Here is a 25,437-nt window from a genome sequence, read left to right as displayed (position 1 = left end):
GACGAAAGGGAGGACGGCGTGTATCTCGGACTGGACGTCGGCACGTCAGGTGTGAAGGCGGTGCTTGTGAACGAAGCCGGCGCGGTCGTCGCGACGGCGGCGCGCGAGCTCTCGCTGTCGCACCCGGCGCCGCTGTGGTCCGAGCAGGACCCCGATGCCTGGGCCGAGGCGGCCACCGGTGCAGTCGACGATCTCGCACGCCATCATCCGCGCGAGGTCGCGCGGGTCCGCGGCATCGGGTTGTCCGGCCAGATGCATGGTGCGGCGCTGCTGGACGAGAACGGCCGGCCGCTGCGGCCCGCGATCCTGTGGAACGACGGCCGCTCGCAGGCCGAATGCGGTGAGTTGGAGCGGCGCTGTCCGTCGCTGCACGCCATTGCGGGCAATCTGGCGATGCCCGGCTTCACCGCGCCAAAGCTGTTGTGGGTGGCGCGGCATGAGCCGGAGATATTCTGGCGCGTCGCCAAGGTGCTGCTGCCGAAGGCCTATGTCCGCTATCGCCTCACCGGGGCGATGGTCGAGGACATGTCGGATGCCGCCGGCACGCTGTGGCTCGACGTCGGCCGGCGCAGCTGGTCTTTGGAACTGCTGAAGGCGACCGGGCTCGACCTGCATCACATGCCGGACCTCGTCGAAGGCAGCGCGGTGAGTGCGGTGCTTGCGTCTGATCTCGCACAACGCTGGGGGATGGCGAAAGACGTCGTGGTCGCAGGCGGCGCCGGCGACAATGCCGCGAGCGCGATCGGGCTCGGCGCGATCGCCCCCGGCGACGCCTTCCTGTCGCTCGGCACATCGGGAGTCGTCTTCCGCGTCACCGACCGTTTTGCGCCAGCACCTGTCTCGGCTGTGCACGCGTTCTGCCACGCACTGCCCGGCCTCTGGCACCAGATGGGCGTGATGCTGTCGGCGGCGGCTTCGCTGGCCTGGCTCGCCGGCGTGATGGAGACGCCGACCGCAGCGCTGCTGGCGCCGCTCGGCGAGCGCGTCGAGGGGCCGAGCCCCGTCAAATTCCTGCCCTATCTCGATGGCGAGCGCACCCCGCACAATGATGCTACCGCCAGCGGGGCCTTCGTCGGCCTGCGGGCTGCGACCGGGCGCGGCCAGATGGTGCAGGCCGTGCTCGAGGGTGTTGCCTTCGCCGCACGCGACAATCTGGCGGTGCTGAGCACGGCGAGCGGGCCGATCGTCGAACTCGACCTTGTGGGCGGCGGCTCACGCTCGCCGCTCTGGGCGCAGATCTGCGCCGACGTGCTCGGGATTCCCGTGCACCGGGTCGAGGAGGGCGAGGTGGGCGCCGCGCTCGGCGCCGCGCGGCTCGCCCGCCTCGCTGTCACCGGCGAAGATCCCGCTGACGTCTGCACCCGGCCGCGCCGGCTCGCGAGCTTCGTGCCCCGCGCATCCGTCGCATCCGCCTACGACGAGGCCTATCGCCGCTGGCGCGAACTTTATCCCGCGTTGAAGGAGTCTCCATAAGTGAACGCATCCGCAAAATTCTTCGATGCCAGCGCGCCAATTGCCTTTGCCGGCAAGGATGCGGGACATGCGCCGGCCTTCCGCTGGTACGACAAGGACCGCGTCGTGCATGGCCGCAGGCTCGAGGATCATTTGCGCTTTGCGGTCTGCTACTGGCACTCGTTCTGCTGGCCCGGCGGCGATCCCTTCGGCGGCGAGACTTTTCTGCGGCCCTGGCACCACGGCACCGACGCGATGGCGATGGCGCGCGCCAAGGCCGATATCGCCTTCGAGCTGTTCCGCCTGCTCGACGTGCCCTTCTTCACGTTCCACGATGTCGATGCGGCGCCGGAAGGCGCTTCGCTCGGCGAGTCCGTCGCCAATCTCAATGCGATCGCCGATCTGTTCGAAGAGAAGATGGCATCAAGCAAGGTGCGCCTGCTCTGGGGCACCGCCAATTTGTTCACGCACCGCCGCTATATGGCGGGCGCGGCGACCAATCCCGACCCCGACATCTTCACCTATGCGGCCGGCCAGGTGCGCGCCGCGCTGGAGGTGACGCACCGGCTCGGCGGCCAGAACTACGTGCTGTGGGGCGGCCGCGAGGGTTATGAAACGCTGCTCAACACCGACCTCAAGCGCGAGCTCGACCAGCTCGGCCGCTTCGTCTCGCTCGTGGTCGAGCACAAGCACAGAATAGGCTTCAAGGGCCCGATCCTGATCGAGCCCAAACCGAAAGAGCCGACCAAGCATCAATATGATTTCGACGTCGCCACCTGCTACGGCTTCCTCGAACGCTACGACCTGCTCAAGGACGTCAAGCTCAACATCGAGCAGAACCACGCCATCCTCGCCGGCCATTCCTTCCATCACGAGGTCGCGCTCGCCGAGGCGCTCGGCGTGTTCGGCTCGCTCGACATCAATCGCGGCGACGACCTGCTCGGCTGGGATACCGACCAGTTCGCGATGAACGTTCCCGAGCTGGCGCTGGTGTTCCACGAAATCCTGAACCGCGGCGGCTTCACCTCGGGCGGGCTCAATTTCGACGCAAAAATCCGCCGCCAGTCGATCGATCCCGACGATCTGATCCACGCCCATGTCGGCTCGATGGATGCCTGCGCGCGCGCCTTCCTCGCCGCCGCCGACATGCTCGACGCGGGCGCCCTCACCGCGCCGGTCGCCTCGCGTTACGAGGGATGGGCCGGACCTGAAGGCCGCGCCATCCTCGGCGGCCAGCGCTCGCTCGCCGATCTCGCCGACCGTGCCATGAGTCCCGGCTTCGACCCGCAGCCGCGCTCGGGCCGGCAGGAATATCTGGAATCCCTGGTCAACCGCTATGTCTGAGCGAGGCCGCTGATGACAAATGTCGAAGCAAGACCCGTCCTGGAGCTTTCCGGCGTCGGCAAGGAGTTCGGCGCGATTCGCGCGCTGCATGACGTCGACATGCATGTGTTGCCCGGAGAAGTGATCGGCCTGATGGGCGACAACGGCGCCGGCAAGTCGACGCTGGTGAAGATCATCGCCGGCAATTTCCGCCCGACGCACGGCGAAATCCGCTTTGCCGGCGATGCGGTGCATTTCAACCGGCCCGTCGATGCCCGCGCGGTTGGCATCGAGGTGGTCTACCAGGATCTCGCGCTCGCCGACAATCTGACGGCCGCGGCCAACGTCTTCCTCGGCCGTGAGCTGAAGCGCAGATTCGGGCCGCTTGCCTTGCTCGACCACAAGGCCATGGCGGCGCGCGCGCTGGAGCTGTTCGGCGAGCTGCGCTCGGAGACGCGGCCCGACGATCTCGTCAGGCAGATGTCGGGTGGTCAGCGCCAGGCCGTCGCGATCGCGCGGACGCGGCTTTCCAACGCGCGCCTGGTGATGATGGACGAGCCGACCGCCGCGATCTCGGTGCGCCAGGTCGAACAGGTGCTCGGCCTGATCCACCGGCTCAAGGAGCAGGGCGTCGCCGTGATGCTGATCTCGCACCGCATGCCCGACGTGTTCGCGGTGTGCGACCGCGTCATCGTCATGCGCCGCGGCGAGAAGCGCGCCGACAAGCCGATCCACGAGACCTCGCCGGAGGAAGTCACCGCCCTCATCACCGGCGCGAAGGAGGCGGCGTGATGGCCATGCCCCTGGAATCCCCAATCACCTTCAGCAATGTCGGCAGGATCAGATGGTGGCAGCGCGGCATCTTCGCCTCGCAGACCGGCTACGTGCTGCTGGCGCTGGCCGTGCTGCTGGTGATCATGCATTTCGCCAGCCCTTATTTCTTCACCGAAGGCAACATGCAGAACGTGGCGAAGAACTTTTCGTTCATCGCGATCGCCACCCTCGGCGTCACCTTCGTCATCATCACCGGCGGCATCGACCTCTCGGTCGGCTCGATGATGTGCTTCTCGGCCATGATCGCCTCGATGGTGATGACCGAGCTGTCGGCGCCCGGCTCGCCGCTGGTGCACATGGCGGCCGACGGCAAGACCGTGCTTGCCAACGTGCCCGGCCTGATCCTGCTGATGTCCATTCTCGCCGGACTCGGGGTTGCGCTGGTCGTGGGCCTCGTCAACGGCTTCTGCATTGCCGTGCTCGGCCTGTCGCCTTTCGTCACCACGCTCGGCATGCTCTCGATCGTGCGCGGGCTCGGCTATGTCGTGTCCAATGGCCGCGGCAGTTTCCCCGGCGGCCCGGATGCCGATTATTTCTACGCGCTCACCTCGGGCGACGTGCTCGGCGTGCCCGTGCCTTTCATTTATCTGGTGATCCTGGCGCTGGCGATGGCCGTGGTGCTGCACCACACCGCGTTCGGCCGCCACGTCTTCGCGCTCGGCGGCAACGAGAAGGCGGCCGAGCTCACCGGCATTCCGGTGGTGCGGGTGAAGATCGAGGTCTACGTGATCTGCGCGCTCGCGGCCGGCCTCCAGGGCATCATCATCTCCGGCTGGCTCGGCTCTGCGCCGGCCAACATGGCGACGTCCTATGAGCTCAACGTGATCGCGGCTGCCGTGATCGGCGGCGCCAACCTCGCCGGCGGCATCGGCGGTCCGCTCGGGGCCATCGTCGGCTGCGTGCTGCTCGAGGTGATCCGCAACGGTCTCGTGCTGGCGCAGGTTTCCTCCTACTGGCAGCAGACGCTGGTGGGCGTGATCATCATCCTGGCCGTGCTGGTCGATCGTATCCGCTCGCGGATGACCTGACGTGACGTCGCTTCGGGAAGGCAATGAAAATGCCTGTCCGCTTCCCGGACGCGTTGAAAAGGATAGGCGCTAAACAAGGGTGGAGGAGACGATGAGGAAACTTCTTCTTGCCGGCATTGCCGTCGCGCTGATGGCGACGCCGGCGCTTGCCGCGAACTACCGCTTCGTGATCGTGCCCAAGGCGATGAACAACCCGTTCTTCGACTTCGCGCGCGACGGTTGCCAGAAGCGCGCCAAGGAGCTCGGCAATATCGAATGTATCTACAAGGGGCCGGTCGAGCACGAGCCGGCGACGCAGGCGCAGATCATCCAGGACTTCATCACCCAGAAGGTCGATGGCCTCGCCATCTCGGTCGCCGACGTCGCGGCCATGACCAAGTCGATCGAGGCGGCGACCGCGGCCGGCATCCCCGTCATCACGTTTGACGCCGATGCGCCCGGCTCCAAGCGCATCGCCTATATCGGCACCAACAACAAGGAATTCGGCCTCGCGCTAGGCAAGCAGCTGCTGAAGATGCGGCCGGATGGCGGCAAGTACGCCGTGGTTTCGGGTGGTCCCGGCGCGAAGAACCTCGCCGAGCGCGTCGACGGCGTCCGCGAGGCGCTGAAGGGCTCGAAATGGACCGAGGTCGCGGGCTCTCCGACGTTCTGCAACGACGATCCCGCGCTCGCGGTTCAGCAGATGACCGACATGCGCACCTCGACGCCCGACCTTGCCGCGATCGTTCCGATCGGCGGCTGGCCGATGTTCGCGCCTGAAGGCTTCAAGGCGTTCGCCTCGAGGTCCAAGAAGGACCTCGATTCCGGCAAGTTCACGCTGGTCGTCGCCGATACGCTGAAGATGCAGCTCGAGTTGCTGCGCGACGGCTATGCCAATGCGCTGGTCGGCCAGCGTCCATTCGAGATGGGCGAGAAGGCGATGGACACGCTGCTCGCCATCAAGAAGGGCGAGAAAGTGCCTGAGATCGTCTATACCGGCCTCGATCTCGTCACCAAGGACAACGTCGCGCAGATGTTGAAGTAGGAGCCTCGCCAGCCCCCCGGCTCCTGCGTGCCTCTCCCGCTTGCGGTTTCCGCAAGCGGGAGAGATGATTTGGGCTGCTGGAAGGATTTGGAATGAAGCGATCGCGGCTCGGCTCCCTCGACGTCACCTCAATCGGGCTCGGTTCCGCCCCGCTCGGCGGATTGTTCGCTCCCGTCAGCGATGCCGATGCGGAAGCCACGCTCGCGCGCGCCTGGTCGGCCGGCATCCGCTTCTACGACACCGCGCCGCTCTACGGTTTTGGCCTCGCCGAGCGGCGGCTGGGCGCATTCCTGCGGCAACAGAAGCGCGACTCCTACGCCATCTCCACAAAGGTCGGCCGCCTGCTGCGTGCGCCAGATGGTGCCGCTACAGAAGATGAGCACTACAAGGGTACATCGCGCGAGCGGCCGGTGTTCGACTTCTCCTATGACGGCGTGATGCGGTCGGTCGAGGAGAGCCTCGGCCGTCTCGGGCTCGACCGCGTCGACGTCCTGCTGGTGCATGATCCCGACGATCACTACCACGAGGCCATCACGGGGGCCTTTCGCGCGCTCCAGCGCCTGCGTAGCGACGGCACCGTCAAGGCGATCGGTGCCGGCATGAACCAGTCGGAAATGCTGGTTCGCTTTGCCGAAGCCGTTCCCGTCGACTGCTTCCTGCTCGCCGGGCGCTACACGCTGCTCGACCAGGGCGCGCTGGATGCGCTGTTCCCGATCTGCGCGGCGAAGAACATCGGCATCCTGCTCGGCGGCATCTACAATAGCGGAATCCTCGCCAATCCGGCTGCAGGCGCGAAGTTCAATTATGAGGATGCCGATGCGGCATTGATCGCGCGGGCGCTCGAGCTGGATCAGCTCTGCCGCAAGCACGGCACCGAGCTGAAGGCGGCCGCGCTCCAGTTCTGCATGGCGCATCCGGCGGTCACGGTCGCCGTGCTGGGCGCGCGCAACGCCGGCGAAGTCGCCGACAACATCGCGATGTCGGAGAGAGCCGTGCCGCCGGCGTTCTGGCAGGAGCTGCGTGCGAAGAAGCTCGTGGATGAGCGGGCGCCGCTGCCGGGCGGAGTGTAGGGCATGATCATCGACGCCCATCAGCATTTCTGGGATCCGGCGCGTGCCGACTATCCCTGGATGAACGCGCCCGAGCTCGCGCCGATCCGCCGCGCCTTCGGTCCCGCCGATCTCGCGCCGTTGCTGAAAGCGAGCGGCGTCGACGCCAGCATTTTGGTGCAGTGCCGCTCCGCGCTGGAGGAGACCGAGGAATTCTTGCACATCGCGCACACGACGCCTTCCGTCGTCGGCGTTGTCGGCTGGGCCGATCTGACCGACGGAGCGCTCGGCGACACGCTCGACCGGCTGCGCGCCTCGCCCGGCGGCGACAAGCTCGTCGGCATCCGCCACCAGGTCCATGATGAGAGCGATCCCGACTGGCTGCTGCGCGAAGACGTCCAGCGCGGCCTCGCCGCGGTGTTCGCGCGCGATCTCGCCTATGATTTCCTCGTCCGCACCCGCGAGCTGCCCGCCGCAATCGCAACTGCGCAGGCCTTTCCGCAAGCGCGCTTCGTGCTCGACCACGCCGCAAAACCGCCGATCGCCGATGGCGGCAGCGCCGAATGGCCCGACCGCATCGAGGCGCTGGCTGCCTGCGGCAATGTCTGGTGCAAGATCTCGGGCCTTGCGACGGAAGCGAAGTGGAGCGATTGGGATGCGGAGCGGCTGTTTCCGTTCGTCGAACACGTCGCCAAATGTTTCGGCAAGGATCGGTTGATCTACGGCTCGGACTGGCCGGTGTGCTTGCTCGCCGGGAGTTATGACGAGATCAAAGGCGCGCTGGAAGCGTGTCTGGCGAAGGTCGGCGCGAGCGTGCGTGAGAAGGCGTTCGGTGTGAATGCGAAGATGGCGTATCGGCTGGGATGATGCGTTGGGCGCAACGCTCGCGCCCAACTACAGGTGTCGTCCCTGCGAACGCAGGGACCCATACCGCGTGATCTATCGGTGCGGATGAGTGTGAGTACCGAACTCTGAATCTTCGCCAAACCTCTCCCTGTGGTTATGGGTCCCTGCGTTCGCAGGGACGACACCGGAGTGTGAGGCGGCATTTAGCCCCTCACACCCCCGCAGGCACCTGGTCCAGAAATCCGGTGATGCTCCTGATCCGCCCGTCCTTCAGCACGGCGAAATCCGTTCCCTTGATCAGGCCATCGACGCCGTCAGGACCCAGGCCCCAGGAAAAGCGCAAATGGTCGCCGTAGCCGTTGGGCTCGCCGATCAGCGTGAACCTGAACTCGGGAAAACGCTGCTGCACGCCCGCGATCAGCGCGTCGATGCCATCGGGGCCGTCGCCCTTCATCAGAGGATCGACATAACTCGCGTCCGCCGTCCAGGTCTCGCTCAGCAGCTCGCGTCGGCGGCTGGTCGTGCGCTCGTTCCAGAGATCGATATAGCAGTGGGCGATAGCCGCATAGTTGGTCATGTTGCTCTCCTTCGATGGTGCCGTGTCCGGCTGTCCCCGACTATCGAAGGTTTACGCGCGCCGATCGATTACCTCGGAGGTCATCGGCGCGCGCGAATGTTTTCGAAGATTATTACTTCGCAGCCGTCACCATGATCTCGACGGTGTATTGCGGTGCCGCCAGCTTGGCTTCGACGGTGGCACGCGCGGGGGTGTTGCCGGGCGAGACCCAGGCGTCCCACACCGCGTTCATCTCGCCGAAGGTCTTCATGTCGGTGATGTAGATCGTGGCCGAGAGCAGTTTCGACTTGTCGGTGCCGGCCTTGGCGAGGTGGCCGTCGATGGTCTTCAGGATGTCCTGGGTCTGCTTGGTTACGCTTTCGCCCGCCGCATTGCTGGCAACGACACCGGCGAGATAGACGGTGTTGCCGTGCACGACGGCCTGGCTCATGCGCGGGCCGGTTTCAAAACGCTGAATGCTCATTGGGGTCTCCTGCTGGAATGGCGGCCCTGTCTAGCCCAGCGCCTTGCGGCTTGCCACCCCCGGCACGCATGCGTTGCCCGGCACGCATGCGTGGGCGCCGATGCAAGCGTCAGGGAAACTGGCTGAAGAATGTCCAGATCGTCTCGGCGCCATCGATGTCGCCATTCTGCGGTCCGAGCAGGCCGGCCGCGATCTTCGGGAAGCGGGCATCCGGAAACAGCCCGGGCATGCGATGGCCGCCATTGTTGACGCGGTAAAGCAGGACATCGTGCCCATTCGGGCAGCGCGAGGTGATCCGGGTCACCGTGGACTGGTCCTCGGGATTCTTGTCGGGCAGCTCGGTCTTCGTGGCGTCGTTCGCATCGCAGCCATTGAGCTTGCGCCAGAACGCCACCGTCTTCTCCGTGGACCAGAACCCGGCTGCGGCAAAATAGCCCGAGCCGCGGCCGCCCTCATAGGGGATCAGTGGATCGATCGTGCCGTTCATGACCAGCATCGGCAGGGCGCGCGACGGATGGCAAGCTGCGGCCGATTCTTCGGTGAGGTTCATGATCACGCTTGCCCCGGCCGCGAACAGATCGGCGCGTGCGCAGACCAGCGTCATCGCCATCGCGCCGCCATTGGAGATGCCGGTGACATAGACGCGCTTGGCATCGGCGATGCCGTCGGCCACCAGCTTCTCGACCAGCCTGGCGATGAAAGCGACGTCGTCGGTCCCCTCTGGTGGGCCGCGGCCGGCGCGGCGCTCCTCTGGCCGCGCGTCGGCCCATGAATTGTTCAGCCCGTCGGGATAGGCCACGGCGAATCCGTCGCGCTTCGCGATCAGCGGCCACGCGGTTCGCGTGATCATGTCGGCGCCGCGCTGGGTCTTGCCGTGCAGCACGATGACGAGTGGTGCCGGCCGTTTCGCCGGCAATTGCGCCGTGTAGGACCGCAGCGTGCCGTAGACGTCGATCGTTTCGGCGAACGCGGCCGGGGCGGCGGCGAGACCTGCCAGAAGCGCCCAGACGCACATCCACCGCGGCATCATCTATCCCACCGCCTTCGCCGCGGCACGGCCGGCATTGCGGCCCGAGAACAGGCAGCCGCCGAGGAAGGTGCCTTCCAGCGAGCGATAGCCGTGCACGCCGCCGCCGCCGAATCCGGCGGCCTCGCCGACCGCGTACAGGCCGGGAATGACGCTGCCTTCGCCACCGAACACGCGGGAGTCGAGATCGGTCTCGAAACCGCCGAGCGTCTTGCGCGTGAGGATATTGAGCTTGACCGCGATCAGAGGTCCGTGCGCGGGATCGAGGATGCGGTGCGGCGACGCCGTGCGGATCAGCCTGTCGCCGATATAGCGCCGCGCATTGTGGATGTTCATCACCTGCGCATCCTTCACGTAAGCGTTGGCGATTTCACGGTCGCGCGCCTCGATCTGCATCCTGATGTGCTCGAGCTTGAGGAGATCGTTGCCGGCGAGCTTGTTCATCTCGGCAACGAGGTCCTCGATCTTGTCGCGCACGATGAAGTCGACACCATGGCGTTTGAACGCTTCCACCGGCGCCGGTGCACCCTTGTTGGTGGCGCGCTTGATCGTCATGCGCCAGCTCTTGCCGGTCAGGTCGGGGTTTTGCTCCGAGCCCGACAGCGCAAACTCCTTCTTGATGATGCTCTGGGTCAGGACGAACCAGGAATAATCGTAGCCTGTCGACATGATGTATTTGAGCTGGCCGAGCGTGTCCGAGCCCGGGAACAGCGGTGCCGGCAATCGCGTGCCGGTGGCGTCGAACCACATCGAGGAGGGGCCGGGCAGGATGCGGATGCCGTGGTGCGGCCAGATCGGTGACCAGTTCTGGATGCCTTCGACATAATGCCACATGCGGTCGCGGTTGATCAGCCGCGCGCCTGTCTTCTCCGTGATGCCGATCATGCGGCCGTCGACATGCTCGGGCACGCCGGAGATCATGAACTTCGGAGGATCGCCGAGCCGCTGTGGCCAGTTCTGCCGCACCAGTTCGTGATTGCCGCCGATGCCGCCGGACGCGACGATCACGGCCTGCGCCTTCAGCGCAAATTCTCCGACCACATCGCGGGACGAACTCTTGCCGCGCTCGACATTGTCGGCTGTGAGGATCGCGCCGCTGACGCCATCGACCGTTCCGTTGGTGATCGAGAGCGCATCGACGCGATGGCGGAACTTGAAGGTGAGCCGCCCGCTCTTCGCCGCCTCGCGGGCGCGGCGCTCGAACGGCTCGACGATGCCGGGCCCGGTGCCCCAGGTGACGTGAAAGCGCGGCACCGAATTGCCGTGGCCCATCGCGTCATAGCCGCCGCGTTCGGCCCAGCCGACCACGGGGAAGATGCGATGGCCCATCGCGCGCAGCCAGTTGCGCTTCTCGCCGGCCGCGAACGCCACATAGGCCTCAGCCCATTGGCGCGGCCAGAAATCGTCGTCGCGGTCGAAGCCGGCGGTGCCGAGCCAATCCTGCATGGCGAGGTCGAAGGAGTCCTTGATGCCGAGCCGGCGCTGCTCCGGCGAATCGACCAGAAACAATCCGCCGAACGACCAGAACGCCTGGCCGCCGATCGACTGCTCGCCTTCCTGGTCCACCACGATCACGCGCTTGCCCGCATCCGCGATCTCGGTTGCGGCCACGAGGCCCGATAGTCCAGCGCCGACGACGACGACGTCCGCCTCTTCAGCCATGTGTTTCCCCCTCCCTGTTTCCCCCGTCTACAGGTTCCGCCCTGTAGTTGCCCGGATTGAAGCCAGCGGTTGTAACTGAGATCAAGGGTGTGGCGCGCAAGACATCGTTAACTTGTTCCACTTTGGGATTAAGTCCGTTCGGGTGCAGCGCCGACGCAACACTGGATTTGAATTTGTTTTGAGCGAGCCGGCCTGCCTAGACAAAACCGCGGTTACGACCGACGCTAGCCAGGCATCACCACCTGACACGCAGATTCGAATTCGACTGGGGCGGGGGACAATGAAGTTTCTGACGGGATTGCTTGCGGCGGTTCTCCTGATCGGGGGCATGGGGGCCTCTCACGCGGTGGTTCGTATCGCGGACGACCGCGGTGGCCGGATCGGGACCTACGTCGACAAATACCAGGACCTCAGGCAGTCGGGCGAGACCGTCATCATCGACGGTCTCTGCGCCTCGGCCTGCACCATCGTCCTCGGCGCCATCCCGCATGACCGCATCTGCGTGACCTCGAGCGCGACCCTCGGTTTCCATGCCGCCTGGGATTTCGGCGCCAATGGCCGCGCCGTTACCAATGCGGAAGCGACCCAGATGCTTTATGCGATGTACCCCTCGCAGGTGAAGCGCTGGATCAGCCAGCGCGGCGGCCTCACCCCGCACATGCTGTTCCTGAAGGGCAGGCAGCTCCAGGCCATGTACAAGCCCTGCTACCTCGACGCTCAGGCCTCGACGATCAAGCCGTCGCGCCGACCCCTGCCGCAAGGCGAGCAGGTCGAATCCGCCCGGGGCCAGCTCCTGCACTGATCGTCCCGGCCTGAAGCGATCGGTCCGGCCTGTCAGCAGCGCTTCGATAGCCTGCCGCGCCTTGCCCGCAGGCGAACCCAAGCCTATTTGAGAGCCAGGGAACCGGGGCCTTTGCCCCGGCGCGTGTCATGGCTCAACCACTGCATCCGGCCCGTCCTGTATCGGACAATTCGCCCACTGCCGGCCGGACGCCGGCCGTGCTGCTGTGGGCCGGCGCCGGCATCGGCGGGCTGATCGTGGCCGGCACCCTTGCGCTCTGGTTCCACTACGGCAGCCAGGTGTTTTTCGAAATGATCAGGACCGGCTTCGCCGCCTGCTTCTGACCCCGACAGGAAGTTTCCCGCTCATGAGTTCCGCCGCCCGTCCGCTGGTGATCGCGACCGCCTTCGCCGCAAGCCTGGTCCTCGGACTGCTTATCGTGTTCTGGGCCATGGGCGGGGTCAGCAAGGTGGCGCAGCCAGCCGCGATCGGCGGCCCGTTCCAGCTCACTGACCAGCACGGCGCGGCCGTCACCGACAAGAACCTCAAGGGCAAGCCGACCCTGATCTTCTTCGGCTACACCCATTGCCCCGACGTCTGCCCGACCTCGCTGTTCGAAATCTCGGAAGTGCTGCGCGCCATGGGCAAGGACGCCGACAAGGTCAACGCCGTCTTCATCTCGGTCGATCCCGAGCGCGACACGCCTGCGGTCATGAAGGACTATCTCGCCAGCTTCGACCCGCATCTCGAAGGCCTCAGCGGCGACCCCGCCGAGACCGCCAAGGTCATCACCTCCTACCGGGTCTACGCCAAGAAGGTCCCGACCAAGGACGGCGACTACACCATGGACCACACCGCGCTGATCTACTTGATGGACCGCGACGGCCGCTTCGTCTCGCCGTTCAACCTGAAGCGCACCCCGGAAGAGGCCGCGGCAGATTTGAAGAAGTATCTCTGAGGTTTACCTCTCCCGCTTTGTCCGCCGAAATCTCGGCGAAGGCGGATGCGGGGCAGGGAGCGGACCTTCACCTTGGCCGCATTCCGCGCTCGCGTTCCCGGCGGGATGGTCTATAACGCCCCCCGATCCCAACGAAATTCGTTCATTTCCCGCCGATGGCCCCGTCGCGACAGGCAAAATCGTCCAAATCTGTCCGCGGCCTGCTGGCTGCGGTGGCCGGCATTTGTCTGCTGGCCGGCTTGCCCGGCGCGCGCGCCCAGGCCCCCGCCAAGCAGCCCCCGGCGGCCCCTCAGGCGACACCGCAAACCGGGCCCCAGGCGGCCCCCCAGGCCGTCCCGGGCTTCTGGGACCCGCGGCGGCGGCCGGAGCGGCCGGACCTGTCGCGCCTGACCGTGATCCGCTTCCTGACCGAGACCGACTATCCGCCGTTCAACTACACCGGCGCCGACGGCAATCCGGCCGGCTTCAACGTCGATCTCGCCCGCAGCCTGTGCGAGGAGATCAAGGTCACCTGCACCGTGCAGATGCGCCGCTTCGAGACGCTGGTCGACGCGCTCTCCTCCAACCGCGGCGATGCCATCATCGCCTCGATGGCGGTGAGCCCGCAGCTCCGCGCCCGCGTCGATTTCACCGATCCCTATTACCGGGTGCCGGCGCGCTTCGTCTCGCGCAAGGACGCGGTGATGCCGGAGATCCGCCCCGAATATCTCGAGGGCAAGAAAGTCGGCGTGATCGGCGGCTCCGCGCACGAGGCTTATCTGAAGGCGATGTTCACTGACGCCGAGCTGCATCCCTATCCCAATGACGATGCTTTGCGCACCGGCTTGCGCAAGGGCGAGGTCGATTTCATCTTCGGCGACGCCATCTCGCTGGCGTTCTGGATCAACGGCACCGATTCCGGCGATTGCTGCGCCTTCTCCGGCGGCCCCTTCGTCGAGAGCCGCTTCTTCGGCGAAGGCATCGGCATCGCGGTGCGCAAGGGCAACGACGTGCTGCGCCAGGCCCTGAACTGGGCCTTGTTCCGCGTCTGGGAAAAAGGCCGCTACACCGATTTGTGGCTGCGCTATTTCTCGGTGAGCCCGTTCTAGTTTCGCCGCTCTTGCGGCGAGCGAGCTGCCCGCGCTAGTTGCTCCGCAACTTTTGCATTCTGCCCGGAAATCGCTATTTTCCGCGGCCCGGAGGCCCCTTGATGTCCGTTATCGATCCCAGCATGAGCCCGAGCGATCTGCGTGCGCTCGCCGAACAATCCAACGCCTGGCCGTTCGAGCAGGCGAAGGCCATTGTCGCGCGGCTGAAGAAAAGCCCGAAGGACGAGGTGCTGTTCGAGACCGGCTACGGTCCGTCAGGCCTGCCGCATATCGGCACGTTCGGCGAGGTCGCGCGCACCTCGATGGTGCGCCATGCCTTCCGCGTGCTCACCGAGGACAAGATCAAGACGCGTCTGCTCGCCTTCTCCGACGACATGGACGGGTTTCGCAAGGTGCCTGACAACGTGCCGAACAAGGACCTGCTGGCGCAGTATCTCGGCCGCCCGCTCACCGCGGTGCCTGATCCGTTCTCGAACGAGCATCCGTCGTTTGGCGATGCCAACAATGCGCGCCTGCGCGCGTTCCTGGATCATTTCGGCTTCGACTACGAATTCGCGAGCTCGACCGTCTATTACAAGTCCGGCCGCTTCGACGCGACGCTGCTCAAGATGCTCGCCGCCTACGACAAGATCATGGACATCATCCTGCCGACGCTCGGGCCCGATCGTCGCGCCACCTATTCGCCGTTCCTGCCCATCAGCAAGACCACGGGCGTCGTGCTCCAGGTGCCGATGATCCGCCGCGACGTCGCCGCTGGCACGGTGACCTATGTCGACCCCGACACCAACGAAGAGGTCGAAACGCCAGTTACCGGAGGTAACGTCAAATGTCAGTGGAAGGCTGATTGGGCGATGCGCTGGGTCGCGCTCGGCGTCGACTACGAGATGGCCGGCAAGGACCTGATCGACTCCGTCAAGCTGTCAGGCGCAATCACGAAGGCGCTCAGCGCCACGCCGCCGGAAGGCTTCAACTACGAGCTCTTCCTCGACGAGAAGGGCCAGAAGATCTCGAAGTCGAAGGGCAATGGCCTGACGATCGACGAATGGCTGCGCTACGCCTCGCCGGAATCGCTGTCGCTGTTCATGTATCGCGAACCGAAGGCGGCGAAGCGGCTGTTTTTCGACGTCATCCCGCGTCAGGTCGACGACTATCAGCAGTTCCTCGACGGCTTTCCGAAGCAGGATGGCAAGCAGCAGCTCGGCAATCCGGTCTGGCACATCCATGCCGGCAAGCCGCCGCAGGGCGACATGCCTGTCACCTTCCAGCTGCTGTTGACGCTGGTGTCGTCGTCGAACGCGGAGAATGCCGAGACGCTGTGGGGCTTCATCGGCCGCTATCGTCCCGGCGTGAGCCCGCAGACCCATCCCAGGCTCGATGCAATGGTCGGTTATGCCATCAACTATTACCGTGACTTCGTCGCGCCGACGAAGACGTTCCGCGTGCCGACCGACACCGAACGTGCCGCGCTGCAGGACCTCCGCGATGCACTGTCGCAGTTGCCACAGGAGGCCTCGGCCGAGGACATCCAGAACGTCGTCTACGAGGTCGGCCGCCGCGAGCCGTTCCTCGACCAGGTCAAGAAGGGCAAAGACGGCCGTCCCGGCGTCACACTCGACTGGTTCAACATGCTCTACCAGGTGCTGCTCGGCCAGGAGAAGGGCCCGCGCTTCGGATCCTTCGTCGCGGTCTATGGCGTGCAGAACGCGGTCAACATGATCGACGGTGCGCTGGCAAGTGCTACCCGACCCATAGTTAGCCCGCATCACAACCAAGTACGCCCGCAAACGGAAGCATAGTACGCCCGCGCCCTACCGGGAGCATGCAGGCTATGTATCGTAGAGACTGGCGTTGCTTGTAGATGAGCTAACGCGCCAGCTTGCACGGCAAGCGTTCGACTGAAGGTAGAAGCGGAGCTAGGACTTCTTGCTTGATCGTTGCGTTTCGCGATCTTCCCTGAGTTCTCGCAGCATATCCTCGACCTGGGAGGGCGACTTCTGGAATATGACGTTCGCCGCGTGGATCCCGCGGAACATGACGTCGGCAATCAGCAGCCCGTTGATGCAGGCCTTCTGGCAGTCGTATCGGAGAACGCCGTGGGCGACGGCGTGGCGGTTTGGGAAGTGCAATTGGGCGGGCAAAACGTTGTCCTGGTCGACATCCGTGTAGCAGAAGTCCCTGATGATCTGCTCCTGCTGCGGCAGCCACACGCCACGAGCATCGAACAGCGCACCCAATGAACCGATCCTCCATAGTAATCGGATCACGTCTTGCAACTCTAGAAGGCGGGTAGGCCTCTTGCTTCGGCGGCTCCAGGATATTCCTAATGCACGGTAGAAGGCTTCAAAGGCGCAAGCCTCGATCTCGGGGAAGATGACCCTGAGGGCGGCGTTGTACTTCTGGGACTGGTAAAGTGAGACCGCCGTTGCGAAGGATTCTTTGGCAGGTTGCCCGACGGTGCTGAGGTCGTGCACCTTTGTGATGGACGACCAGTCCGTGCCGCCGTTGGCGTCGATCCAGGCGGGGATGGCTGCCTCGAAGTCGTCCTTCGTGACGACGGAAAGCGGAATCGCGCCGTGCGGGAACCAGCCGGCCTTCTCGAGCGATTGCCCAACCTTTGCGGCCACGGTCGATTGGACGTGAGCTTCACGGACCTTCTGAAGCGCGGGCTGGAGGCCCTCCAGAAAGGGCTTTACCGTTGTTTGAAACGCCCGCTCGGCGGATTGGGCAACCCGACTGGCCGCCTGCAAGCTCGCCTGGAGCGGAACGATGTTCTCGTTGATGGCCTTCACGACGGCATGGGCGATCCGATCGACGGACTGGAGCTTTGAAGCCACATCTACGGCAAAGCTCGACAAAGGAGCGTTGGCCAGGGTATCGCGGTCACGGGGCTCGGTCATAGATAGCCTATCCGTTCCAAGGCTTCACTTCAGCACGTCGTCGACCTTCTTCTTCACGTAACCTTCCAGCAGCTTCAACGAGACGCTCTTCAGGGTCGAGAGGCTTGCGTCCTTGAAGCCGCTTTTGATCGCGGCCCACACCTCCTTGTTCGAGAGGGCCTCGATGAAGTCGTGGCCTGCTGCCGTGAGGCGCAACGGGACCACGTTCCAGGACCGAAAACCATCGATGCTCTTTTGAAGGCCGAACCCCGGCTCGCCATCATCCTGCTCGATGAGACGTTGATCAGCGAGGATCTTCAGATGGAACTCGAACCGATCGTCGGAACGGTCAAAACCGAGCGCGTCCAAGTCTCGGATATCGAAAGTCGGCTTTTCCGACGCCTGGCAGGCTTCGAGCAGCCGCTTCAGGTAATCTTGGTCGATGTGCACAGCGGCAGCTCCTGCTGACGGTCGGTGGGAAGGCTGTATTCGCCGAGATCGGCAAATTGTCGCGGCGTCAGATACGCGAGGCTGCGCGACAGGAGCAAGTCTGCGAAACGAAATGCTGGGGATCTGTGGTGAAAACTATTAACCGTCGCTCTTACGTTGCAGCTTGTAGGTGCCGTCCAACCACCCCTGCAGCAGCTTCTCAACCACCGCAGAAACGCTCGTCTTCTGGCGGATCACCTCGATCTTGGTGTCCTCGATGGTCTGCTCGTCGATGAGAACCTGGAGCGGGCTTTTGCCAGCGGGCGCGCGCGGTCCGCTCCGGCTTTTCCGCTCCGTTGGCTTGCCGCTCTTCGCCACTAAAACCCCCTTGATTCGGCCGCGTTAACCATGATGCACGCCCCGTTCATGGCGGCAACAGCAGAGGTCCACAGGCGCACATGTGCGCACTTGACATGGAACCCCTGATAGCTTATCTGGAATTTCATGGAAACTGCAGAAGATGTCGAGCTCGTGCCGCTCAACAGTGCCCAGACCGAGCAATTCGCCCGGATCGAGCAGCTGTGGCCTGAGTTCGGGCATTCCCTGCAGGTGCTGGCCGCCTCGGACGGCGGCGGCATGGCCTGGCGGACCGTGGACGGCATCGAATACCTGACGCGCTACACGCGCGAGGACGGCAAGCAGAAGGTCAAATCCCTCGGACGGCGTACCCCGGAAACCGAAGCGATTTTCGCGCAGTTCGAGAGCACCGTGCTGAAGGCGCGCCGCGTCCGGCGGGAGCTGCGGGAAGACGTCCTGCTGTCCTGCAAGCTGGCGAAGGCTTACGGCGTGGCCCGGCTGCATGGGCGGCTGGCCGAAACCCTGGACCGGCTTTGGTACACGGGAGCTTCCAGCCGGGTTTCGCTGTTCGGCGGCAGCGCGCTGCTCGCCTACGAAAGCGGCTCCGGGATCCTGGCGCCGGCGGCACTCGTCAAGGACAGGCACCTGCAATTCGTGGCCCGGACCGAGGACCTCGAGACCCTCAATCTGGCGGAGATCGCCGAGGCCTGCGATGTCGACAACGAGGGCGCCTCCTACAAGTACGATGAGGACCGGTACTTGATCCGGACGAAGCGCGAGCGGCGGACGCTGGCCGAAGTCTTCCTGCCCACCTACTTCGTCCGGCGGCTGGACGGCGATGCCCATCGCGAGCTCAGGGCCATGCTCCGGGGGCCGGGCACCAAGGGCCTGACGTTCAGCCGGGACACGCGCCCCATCGAACTCACCGCGCTCGACCCGGCCGCCTACGCGATCGCAAGCCATTGCATGCGCGACGACGAACTCTGGGCCCACAGGGCCGAGTTTGCCTGCTCGCTGGTTAGACATTGCTGGCCCGATACATTCGATGTGGTCCAGGAGGCCATTCTTGATGTCGATCCCGAAGTACGTTGGCTCCGCCTCAGAGGACCATAGGGGAAGCTGAATCATATCCAGCAGCGTGATCGCTGTGGACGGAGTGTTGAAAACTCGGCGGCACCGGGCCTGGCCCGGCAGTCGACGACTGCGAACGAGTCCTTGGAAAATTGTCAGGCCCGAAAGGCCGGGTTTTCGAAAACGTCGATTCCGCGGCCTCGGACGTGGTTAACGCTTCGTTGTCCGGTTCTCGGGCGTGGCGCCGAAATCGGGCGTCAAGCCGAAAGCGGGCCTGAAAACAACATTCTTGCCCTGGGCGATCGCGCTCGGGCACGGTGAAACGAGCGAAAAGGAGAAGCGACCTCCCAAACGAAAAACGCGGCCCGTGCGACCGGACCGCGTCTCGATTGGGGAAACCAGAGAAGAACCTCGGAAGAGACACCTCGGACCGGCCACCGCCAACTAGCACCCGGACCAGATCACCCCTGGGCCGGGTTGGCAAGGCCGGTTCGAGGCCAACTTCCGACAGATCCACGGAATCCACCGCTCCCGTCCGGAAACCCGCTTTCCGGCGACGGCAGCGCTTTGCCCGGACCGAACCGTACATGATGACGCGTGAGCAGTATCTGACGCCCAACCCGAACGTCCCGCCGCCGTGGGTTCTGCCCCGCCGGTGGACGCCACCCAGCGAGAAGGACACCCGTGGTGCGCGCTCGATCGGCTTCTCGTCGAAGGGCTCGTCGCGGACGGTCTTCGTGGTCGACGGACACGTCGAAGGCGTCGAGTCGGACCTGGAACTCAGCAGCGGTCTCTGGCTGCTGGCTCAGCCCGACATCGTCGATGTCATCAGCCAGTGGCCGCAGGTGCAGTACGTGGACCGCGACGGCGTGCTCCGCCGCTTCACCTTCGACTTCACCTCCGTCCACTCGGACCGCTCGCGGACTGCACATTCAATCAAGCCCGAGGACAAGGTCGCGTCCTCGGAAGTCGAGGAGATCCATCGACTCCTGCAGCGCCAGATGTCGCCCAAGCTCGCGAGCCGCATCAACTTGGTCACGGAGGCGAAGCTCAAGCCCCAGGACCGCTTCAATGCGGAGGTCATCTACACCGCCCGCCGCTTCCCCGTGCCCGAGCACGACGCCGCGATCGAGAAGCTGATCGGCGACCTGCACGGCACCACCACCGTCGGAGCGCTCCGCCAGGCCAGCGGCCTGCACGGCGCCGGCTTCCGTGCCATCGTGCGCCTGATCGCCGCCCGCAAGCTCGAGCTCGTCGAGCATGTCCGCATCGTCTCGCAGGCGGTCGTGCGCCGTCCGAAGGGCAGCTGAGGCCGGATGGCGCATCTCCGCACCACACCCCCGCCGCCGGCGCCGCTCCCTCTCGGGGCGCCTCCGATGCGATACGGGCCCCACGACCAGATCGTCATCGACCGGGTCGAGTACACCTGCGTGGGCGTCGTCCGGGGCCTGACGACTATCGCGCGGGTCGACAATCCGAATGTGACGCAGACGTTGTCGCGGGACGATCTGACCGTGGTGCGGCACAGCCGCGGTTACAGCCACACGCGGGACTTCTACAATCCAGAAGCGGCGCGGGCGCGCAAACACGCTGGTGTCGCCTACGTCACGGACCTTCCGGACGAGGAGCAGAAGGAAATCCTCTGGAAGGAGCGATGGTGCCTGACGGTGCTCCGCAAGAAGGAGGCTGGCGAGATCTCGTTTACCGACGACAGCCTGTTGATCGCCATTCCGCAGATCGCCCAGGAAATCGGCAAGCTCGAGAAGATCATCGGGAGAGGCGGCAAGCGCAAACGCGCCGGGCGGAAGACGGTCGTCGTCGACAGCCCGGGTCCCAAGGCTTTGCGCGAGTGGTGCGCGGCTCTGATTGCCGGCGGCATGAATCCGCTGTCGCTCCGCAACCAGCTGCGCAAGAGCGGCAACCACGACCCGCGCCTCGAGCCGGAGGAATACGCCTTCCTGGTCCGTTTTGCCCGCCAGGTCGCCACTCCCGAGGTCCCCACGGCGGCCTTGATCTGGCGGCGGATGTCCGCCGAGATCAACGAAGAGAACAAGCGCCGGAAAGCCGCCGGCCGTCGCTTGCTGAAGGTGCCTTCGGAGAAGCGCCTCCGCGAGGAGATCGACGCCATCCCCGCCTACGACAAGATGGCTGGCCAGGAGGGTACGGACATCGCGCGCAACTACTTCCGCGCGGTGACCACCGGTCTGTCAGACGTGGTCCGTCCGCTGCAGCGGGTCGAGTTCGACGAATGGGAAGTGCACCTCCATGTGCTCGCGATTCTGACCGGCGTTTGGGACACTTGGAGCGACGCCCAGAAGGAGGCCGCCGAGAAGATCCGCCTGGTGCTGTGCATCGCGCTCGATGTCGCGACCAAATGCGTAGTCGGCATGAGCGTCGCCCGGACCGCGTGCCCGGAAAACGCCGTCCGCTGTCTGGAAATGGCCGTCTCGGACAAGCAGCCTTACGCCGATGCGGTCGGCGCCCTGACGCCGTTCGACATCTGCGGCACCATGGAGACCGCGGTCGCCGACGCCGGCTCCAGCTTCGCCAACTACGACTTCCACGCCAAGACCGTCGATCTCGGCATCAAGTTCACCACGACGGTCGCGGGGCTCCCCTGGCTCCGCGGCAATGTCGAGCGCGTCTTACGTTCCACCGACGACAAGTTCGTCGGACTATTCGCCGGCCGCACTTTTGGCAATGTCGTTGAAAAGGGCGAATACGACAGCGAAGGCAACGCCTGCCTGACCATCGACGAGTTCGTCGAGGCACTCGTCCGCTACAAGGTCGATCATTACCACAACTCGCCGCACGAAGGCCTCGGCGGCGAGACGCCCCGCTCGGCCTGGCTCCGTCTGTCCGCGGAGTTCGGTGTCGATCCGCCCCCGGACGACAATTTACGGCGGGTCGTGTTCGGGCAGCGCCTGAGCCCCATGCTGGGCGCCCACGGGCTGCGTATTCTCGGCATCGACTACCAGTCGGCCGAACTCAACGAATTGTTCAAGCAAGCCGACCACATCAGGGTCGAGTCCCGCGTCGATCTGCGCAACCTCGGTGCCGTCTCGGCCAAGATCGGCGACGAATGGGTCACGATCGACGGCGCTCCCGAGCTTTTCCGCGTCACCGCCGAGGACTGGATCGCCGTCTGGGACGAGCTCCAGGCCCGGAACGCCGTCGTTAACGCCATCACCAGGGAGATCCTCGACGACACCATCACCCATCTGGTCGAGGTCGGCCGGATTGCTCGCAAACGCCGCAACATCGCTGAGGAGCCGAAGGACGCGGAGACGCTGGCCTACCACCAGAAGCGCATGAACATCGGGGTGAAGTTCGCGCGCGACCGGATTGCCGCCGAGGCGACTGAGCCGGTGTCCCTGCTCGATGGCGCACTTCTCGTCGGCGGGGCGACGTCCGGCGACGGCGTGGCCCCGGTCGACGAGCCGGAGGCGAAGTCTATCCATGCCGTCGAGAAGGCGCCGAAGAGAGCGCAGCGGGCCCCGACCAACGGAGCGGAAAAAGCGCCTGCCAAAAAGGGCCGCAAGGTCCGCTACAAAATCGAGGAGTAACGCATGGTGCGCAAGACTGAGCACGTCTCCGAGCTTGAGACGGTGGATCGGCTCGGCCCCCTGAAGGCCTATCTGAAGGACGAGGACGACCGCGTCTCGGCCGTAATGGCCAAGCTGCAGGCCTGCTACATCGAATCCGAGCGCGACGACGCCGTAGGCGAGCAGGTCACGCGCCTCATCCGGAACGCCCTGAAGAAACGGTATCCGAAGCGGCCCGAGGGCGACGAAAATCGCCGCGCCGGCGTCGGCTTCGTGGTCGTCGGCGGCAGCGGCTCGGGCAAGACGGCGGCTCTCGAAAGGGTGCTGGTCGATCATCCGGCCTTTCCGGGCTACGGGATCGAGGGCTCGGGCTGCGTCTTCGTGACCGTGCTGGTGCCGTCGCCCTGCACGCTGACGCAGCTTGGCGACGCCACGCTGGAGGCGCTCGGGTACGACACCGAAAAGCCGCTGCGGGAGAACGAGGCCTGGAAGCGGGTCCGCAAGCTCCTCCGCCGCAAGCGCGTCATGTTCCTGCACTTCGACGACGTCCACAACGTCCTGCAGAACGCGCATGACCGGGAAATCAAGAAGATCCAGGCCACTTTCCGCAACCTGATGATCTCCCGCGTGTGGCCGGTGCAGCTGGTGCTGTCGGGCATCCAGGAGACCCTGCTGATCTTCCAGAAGGACCGCCAGCTCAAGCGGCGGCTCAAATACGTCATGTTCGACGATCTGGTCGCTGCGGACGATGCTGCCTGGATCGGCGACGCCATGAAGGACTTCGCCGAGGCCGCCGGCCTGAAATACGTCGAGCGGGCGGGATCCACCATCGTCGATCGCCTGATCCATGCTGCGGCCTACCAGTTCGGCCTCGTCTTCGAGATCCTGCTGGACGCCATTGAGGTGGCCGTGACGGCCAAGAGCAAGACCTTCGGAATCGATCACCTGATCGAAGCATACGCCGAGCGGACCGCCCAACCCGACGAGCTCAACGTGTTCGCGTCCCCGGGCTGGCAGACCATTGACCCCAGCATCATCTTCGAAAAGGAGAACGAGCAGGTCGAGAAGTCCGCCAAAAAGCCGGTCAGGAAGTCGGAGCCCCGACGTTATGACCGCTAAGCTCGATCTCGCTCCGCCCTACCGCTCCGGAGAGCCGCCGACGGCCTACGCTTCGCGCCTGGCGAGGGCGCACGACCTGCTGGTCAGGGAGCTCTGCGGTGATTTTGGAATCAAGCATTGGCAGCTGACCAACGGCGACGAAGCCGCGATCGCGAAGATCGCTGCCCTCGGCGGTATTGACGAGGTCGATCTGGCGGCTTGCGCCTTTGTCAGGACTGGAGATCACGATTTCGTCTACCGCGGTCAGTCGCTCCGCCGGGAAACCTTGGTCGTGGGGCGCCTCGACGTCTGCCCCCGTTGCCTCGTCGAGGACGCGCGGAACGCAGGCAAGACGCCGGCCGATGCGGCGTATGTCTGCCGCGCCGAGTGGCTCCTGGACGTGGTCGATACCTGCCCGGTCCATGGCTGCGCCATGGCCACCGTGCACAAGGCGCCCGGCACGGCCTACTGCTTCGATTTCTCGGACATTCTGGTCGCCAAGGCGGCCGGGCTCGCCGAGATGGCAGAAAAGGCGCCGCTGCGCGACCCGACGGGCCTGCAGGACTACGTTTTGGCCCGTCTGGATGGTTGCGACACGGGCGCGCCGTTCCTCGATGCCATGCCCCTCTTCGCGGCGATCCGGACCTGCGAGATGCTGGGGGCGGCCGCCTGCTTCGGCCGAAAGGGCAAGCGGGACAATCTCAGTGGCGACAAGCTCCGGCAGGCGCGCGTTCGTGGGTTCGAGATCGCCAGCCGCGGTAAGGAAGCAATCGAGGAGCTCTTGCGGACCATGGCCATGGCCCACGCGCGCCGGCGCACCACCGTGCGCGACCAGATCGTGCGCCAAGCCTTCGCGTCGCTGTACAATTATCTTCACGTCAACCCGAAGCGTCCGACTTGGCGGGTGCCGGCGTTCGCCCCGCTGCGAATCCTGGTGTCGGACTTCGTCAAGGCCAGCTTCCCGCTCAAGCCCGGCGACAATGTCCTTGGCGAGGTCATCACGGAGAGGAGGCTGCACTCGGTGACCTCCCTCGCCAAGGAGATCGGCCGCGGAGCCGGTCGCGTGAAGAAAATACTTCTGCTCGCCGGGATGATCGATGAGGAGCAGGTCAAGCTGCCCGATCCCCACATCCTTTTCGACGCCGTAGAGGGCGGTCGGATCGTTCGCGATGCCGTCGCGGCGCTCCCCTATCATGAAGTCGCCAAGAGAATCGGCACCGGTCTTTATCAGGTGAAGATGCTCGTAAAGGCGGGCCTTCTCGAGCCGATCGCCGACGGTTCGCTTGGCCTGCGGGCGACGGTCTCGACGGCCGCAGTGGATGCGTTCGTCGCCCGCCTCTTGAAGCGCGCTCGACCCGTGACCGCAAAGGAAACCGGTCATGCGACCCTCTTGGAAGCCTCCTGGAAGGTCTCGTGCGCTCAGACAGACATCGTCAGGCTTATCCTCGACAGGCGGCTGAAATGGGTCGGGGCTTTGACCGGCAAGAGCGGCTGTCGTTCGATTCTCGTCGATCTGCGCGAGGTCCGCGTATTGGTCCATGGACGGCAGGCGAGGACGATCTCGGTGGACGAGTTCGCCGACAGGCTCGGCTTGCGGAAGCAGACGGCTCAGGCGCTGGTCGCGCGCGGTTACGTCAAATCAGCTACCATCGAACGCGCCGGTCATCGCATCGCCCGGATCCAGCCCTCGCAGGTGAAGGCCTTCCATAAGCGCTACGTGGCGCTCGGCGAACTCGCCCGGGCCCGCGGTCTGCATTCTGCGACCATGAAGGCGAAGCTCGATGCCAAGGGTATCAAGCCGGCGCTCCAAAAGCACGACGTGTTCACGATTTTTTACCGGCGGGCCCACATCAGGAGTTCAGGAGATCGTCGCTTGAACAGCGACGGGCAACCCGAGCCAGCCTCCGCGTCTTGAACCGGCCCGAAAAATCCTCATCTCTATGAGCTAG

24 protein-coding genes are annotated in these 25,437 nt (G+C 65.0%); 17 read left to right on the top strand and 7 right to left on the bottom strand.

What is annotated here, in order from left to right; translation table 11 throughout:
- Positions 1 to 18: 18 nt before the first annotated feature.
- The 7 genes from xylB (at position 19) to HYH08_RS34660 (ending at position 7,577) form a co-directional block, all read left to right on the top strand.
- Entirely contained in the window at positions 19 to 1,473 is a 1,455-nt protein-coding gene (xylB, locus tag HYH08_RS34690) for a xylulokinase (RefSeq protein ID WP_220014307.1), read from the top strand.
- Positions 1,474 to 2,796, top strand: coding sequence for a xylose isomerase (xylA, locus tag HYH08_RS34685; RefSeq protein WP_220014306.1), 1,323 nt, complete (start codon positions 1,474 to 1,476; stop codon positions 2,794 to 2,796). It begins immediately after the preceding gene.
- Between the two features lie 12 nt (positions 2,797 to 2,808).
- Positions 2,809 to 3,567: an ATP-binding cassette domain-containing protein gene (locus HYH08_RS34680; protein WP_220014305.1), complete on the top strand. Its 759-nt coding sequence runs from the start codon at positions 2,809 to 2,811 to the stop codon at positions 3,565 to 3,567.
- Positions 3,567 to 4,637: an ABC transporter permease gene (locus tag HYH08_RS34675; protein WP_220014304.1), complete on the top strand. Its 1,071-nt coding sequence runs from the start codon at positions 3,567 to 3,569 to the stop codon at positions 4,635 to 4,637. Before HYH08_RS34680 ends, HYH08_RS34675 begins: the two co-directional genes overlap by 1 nt.
- A gap of 91 nt (positions 4,638 to 4,728) precedes the next feature.
- Positions 4,729 to 5,661: a sugar-binding protein gene (locus tag HYH08_RS34670; RefSeq protein WP_220014303.1), complete on the top strand. Its 933-nt coding sequence runs from the start codon at positions 4,729 to 4,731 to the stop codon at positions 5,659 to 5,661.
- Positions 5,662 to 5,753: 92 nt separating this feature from the next.
- Positions 5,754 to 6,731 (top strand): aldo/keto reductase, encoded by a 978-nt coding sequence (locus HYH08_RS34665; protein WP_220014302.1) that lies wholly within the window; start codon positions 5,754 to 5,756, stop codon positions 6,729 to 6,731.
- A gap of 3 nt (positions 6,732 to 6,734) precedes the next feature.
- On the top strand, positions 6,735 to 7,577 hold the full coding sequence (locus tag HYH08_RS34660) for an amidohydrolase family protein (RefSeq protein WP_220014301.1): 843 nt from the start codon (positions 6,735 to 6,737) through the stop codon (positions 7,575 to 7,577).
- A 190-nt stretch (positions 7,578 to 7,767) separates the two neighbouring features.
- Here the strand turns inward: HYH08_RS34660 and HYH08_RS34655 are convergent, their stop codons facing one another.
- From HYH08_RS34655 to HYH08_RS34640, 4 genes are all read right to left on the bottom strand, one after another.
- On the bottom strand, positions 7,768 to 8,133 hold the full coding sequence (locus HYH08_RS34655) for a nuclear transport factor 2 family protein (protein ID WP_220014300.1): 366 nt from the start codon (positions 8,131 to 8,133) through the stop codon (positions 7,768 to 7,770).
- Between the two features lie 112 nt (positions 8,134 to 8,245).
- The gene (locus HYH08_RS34650) at positions 8,246 to 8,596 is read right to left on the bottom strand and encodes a RidA family protein (protein WP_211402612.1); all 351 of its coding nucleotides are present in this window, start codon (positions 8,594 to 8,596) and stop codon (positions 8,246 to 8,248) included.
- Positions 8,597 to 8,705: 109 nt separating this feature from the next.
- Positions 8,706 to 9,623, bottom strand: coding sequence for a CE1 family esterase (locus HYH08_RS34645; RefSeq protein WP_220014327.1), 918 nt, complete (start codon positions 9,621 to 9,623; stop codon positions 8,706 to 8,708).
- 3 nt (positions 9,624 to 9,626) lie between these two features.
- Entirely contained in the window at positions 9,627 to 11,285 is a 1,659-nt protein-coding gene (locus HYH08_RS34640; protein ID WP_220014299.1) for an FAD-binding dehydrogenase, read from the bottom strand.
- 280 nt (positions 11,286 to 11,565) lie between these two features.
- Between HYH08_RS34640 and HYH08_RS34635 the strand changes: the two genes are divergently transcribed.
- The 5 genes from HYH08_RS34635 (at position 11,566) to HYH08_RS34615 (ending at position 15,908) form a co-directional block, all read left to right on the top strand.
- Positions 11,566 to 12,087 carry a hypothetical protein gene (locus HYH08_RS34635; RefSeq protein WP_220014298.1) on the top strand — a complete coding sequence of 174 codons (522 nt, stop codon included), beginning with the start codon at positions 11,566 to 11,568 and terminating at the stop codon, positions 12,085 to 12,087.
- 128 nt (positions 12,088 to 12,215) lie between these two features.
- The gene (locus HYH08_RS34630) at positions 12,216 to 12,410 is read left to right on the top strand and encodes a hypothetical protein (RefSeq protein ID WP_220014297.1); all 195 of its coding nucleotides are present in this window, start codon (positions 12,216 to 12,218) and stop codon (positions 12,408 to 12,410) included.
- Between the two features lie 23 nt (positions 12,411 to 12,433).
- Positions 12,434 to 13,024 (top strand): SCO family protein, encoded by a 591-nt coding sequence (locus HYH08_RS34625; RefSeq protein WP_220014296.1) that lies wholly within the window; start codon positions 12,434 to 12,436, stop codon positions 13,022 to 13,024.
- 155 nt (positions 13,025 to 13,179) lie between these two features.
- Positions 13,180 to 14,112, top strand: a complete 933-nt coding sequence (locus HYH08_RS34620; protein WP_220014295.1) for an ABC transporter substrate-binding protein — start codon at positions 13,180 to 13,182, stop codon at positions 14,110 to 14,112.
- 101 nt (positions 14,113 to 14,213) lie between these two features.
- Positions 14,214 to 15,908 (top strand): lysine--tRNA ligase, encoded by a 1,695-nt coding sequence (locus tag HYH08_RS34615; RefSeq protein ID WP_220014294.1) that lies wholly within the window; start codon positions 14,214 to 14,216, stop codon positions 15,906 to 15,908.
- A 117-nt stretch (positions 15,909 to 16,025) separates the two neighbouring features.
- Here HYH08_RS34615 and HYH08_RS34610 read toward each other — a convergent pair whose 3' ends face one another.
- From HYH08_RS34610 to HYH08_RS34600, 3 genes are all read right to left on the bottom strand, one after another.
- On the bottom strand, positions 16,026 to 17,009 hold the full coding sequence (locus HYH08_RS34610; protein ID WP_220014293.1) for a hypothetical protein: 984 nt from the start codon (positions 17,007 to 17,009) through the stop codon (positions 16,026 to 16,028).
- A gap of 24 nt (positions 17,010 to 17,033) precedes the next feature.
- Positions 17,034 to 17,438, bottom strand: a complete 405-nt coding sequence (locus HYH08_RS34605; protein ID WP_220014292.1) for a DUF2513 domain-containing protein — start codon at positions 17,436 to 17,438, stop codon at positions 17,034 to 17,036.
- A 138-nt stretch (positions 17,439 to 17,576) separates the two neighbouring features.
- Positions 17,577 to 17,795, bottom strand: coding sequence for a hypothetical protein (locus HYH08_RS34600; protein WP_220014291.1), 219 nt, complete (start codon positions 17,793 to 17,795; stop codon positions 17,577 to 17,579).
- 126 nt (positions 17,796 to 17,921) lie between these two features.
- Between HYH08_RS34600 and HYH08_RS34595 the strand changes: the two genes are divergently transcribed.
- The 5 genes from HYH08_RS34595 to HYH08_RS34575 all read left to right on the top strand — a co-directional run bounded on the left by HYH08_RS34595 (position 17,922) and on the right by HYH08_RS34575 (position 25,403).
- Positions 17,922 to 18,887, top strand: coding sequence for a nucleotidyltransferase family protein (locus HYH08_RS34595; protein WP_220014290.1), 966 nt, complete (start codon positions 17,922 to 17,924; stop codon positions 18,885 to 18,887).
- A gap of 545 nt (positions 18,888 to 19,432) precedes the next feature.
- Positions 19,433 to 20,155, top strand: coding sequence for a hypothetical protein (locus HYH08_RS34590; protein ID WP_220014289.1), 723 nt, complete (start codon positions 19,433 to 19,435; stop codon positions 20,153 to 20,155).
- Between the two features lie 66 nt (positions 20,156 to 20,221).
- On the top strand, positions 20,222 to 22,411 hold the full coding sequence (locus HYH08_RS34585; RefSeq protein WP_220014288.1) for a TnsB C-terminal domain-containing protein: 2,190 nt from the start codon (positions 20,222 to 20,224) through the stop codon (positions 22,409 to 22,411).
- Positions 22,412 to 22,414: 3 nt separating this feature from the next.
- On the top strand, positions 22,415 to 23,509 hold the full coding sequence (locus tag HYH08_RS34580; RefSeq protein ID WP_220014287.1) for a TniB family NTP-binding protein: 1,095 nt from the start codon (positions 22,415 to 22,417) through the stop codon (positions 23,507 to 23,509).
- Complete coding sequence (locus HYH08_RS34575) at positions 23,499 to 25,403, top strand: TniQ family protein (protein WP_220014286.1); 1,905 nt, start codon at positions 23,499 to 23,501, stop codon at positions 25,401 to 25,403. The genes HYH08_RS34580 and HYH08_RS34575 overlap by 11 nt, the downstream gene beginning before the upstream one ends.
- Positions 25,404 to 25,437 lie beyond the last annotated feature (34 nt).

The organism is Bradyrhizobium sp. BR 10289 (assembly GCF_019455385.1).
Lineage (GTDB): Bacteria > Pseudomonadota > Alphaproteobacteria > Rhizobiales > Xanthobacteraceae > Bradyrhizobium.
This window is presented reverse-complemented; position numbering and strand designations above follow the sequence as displayed.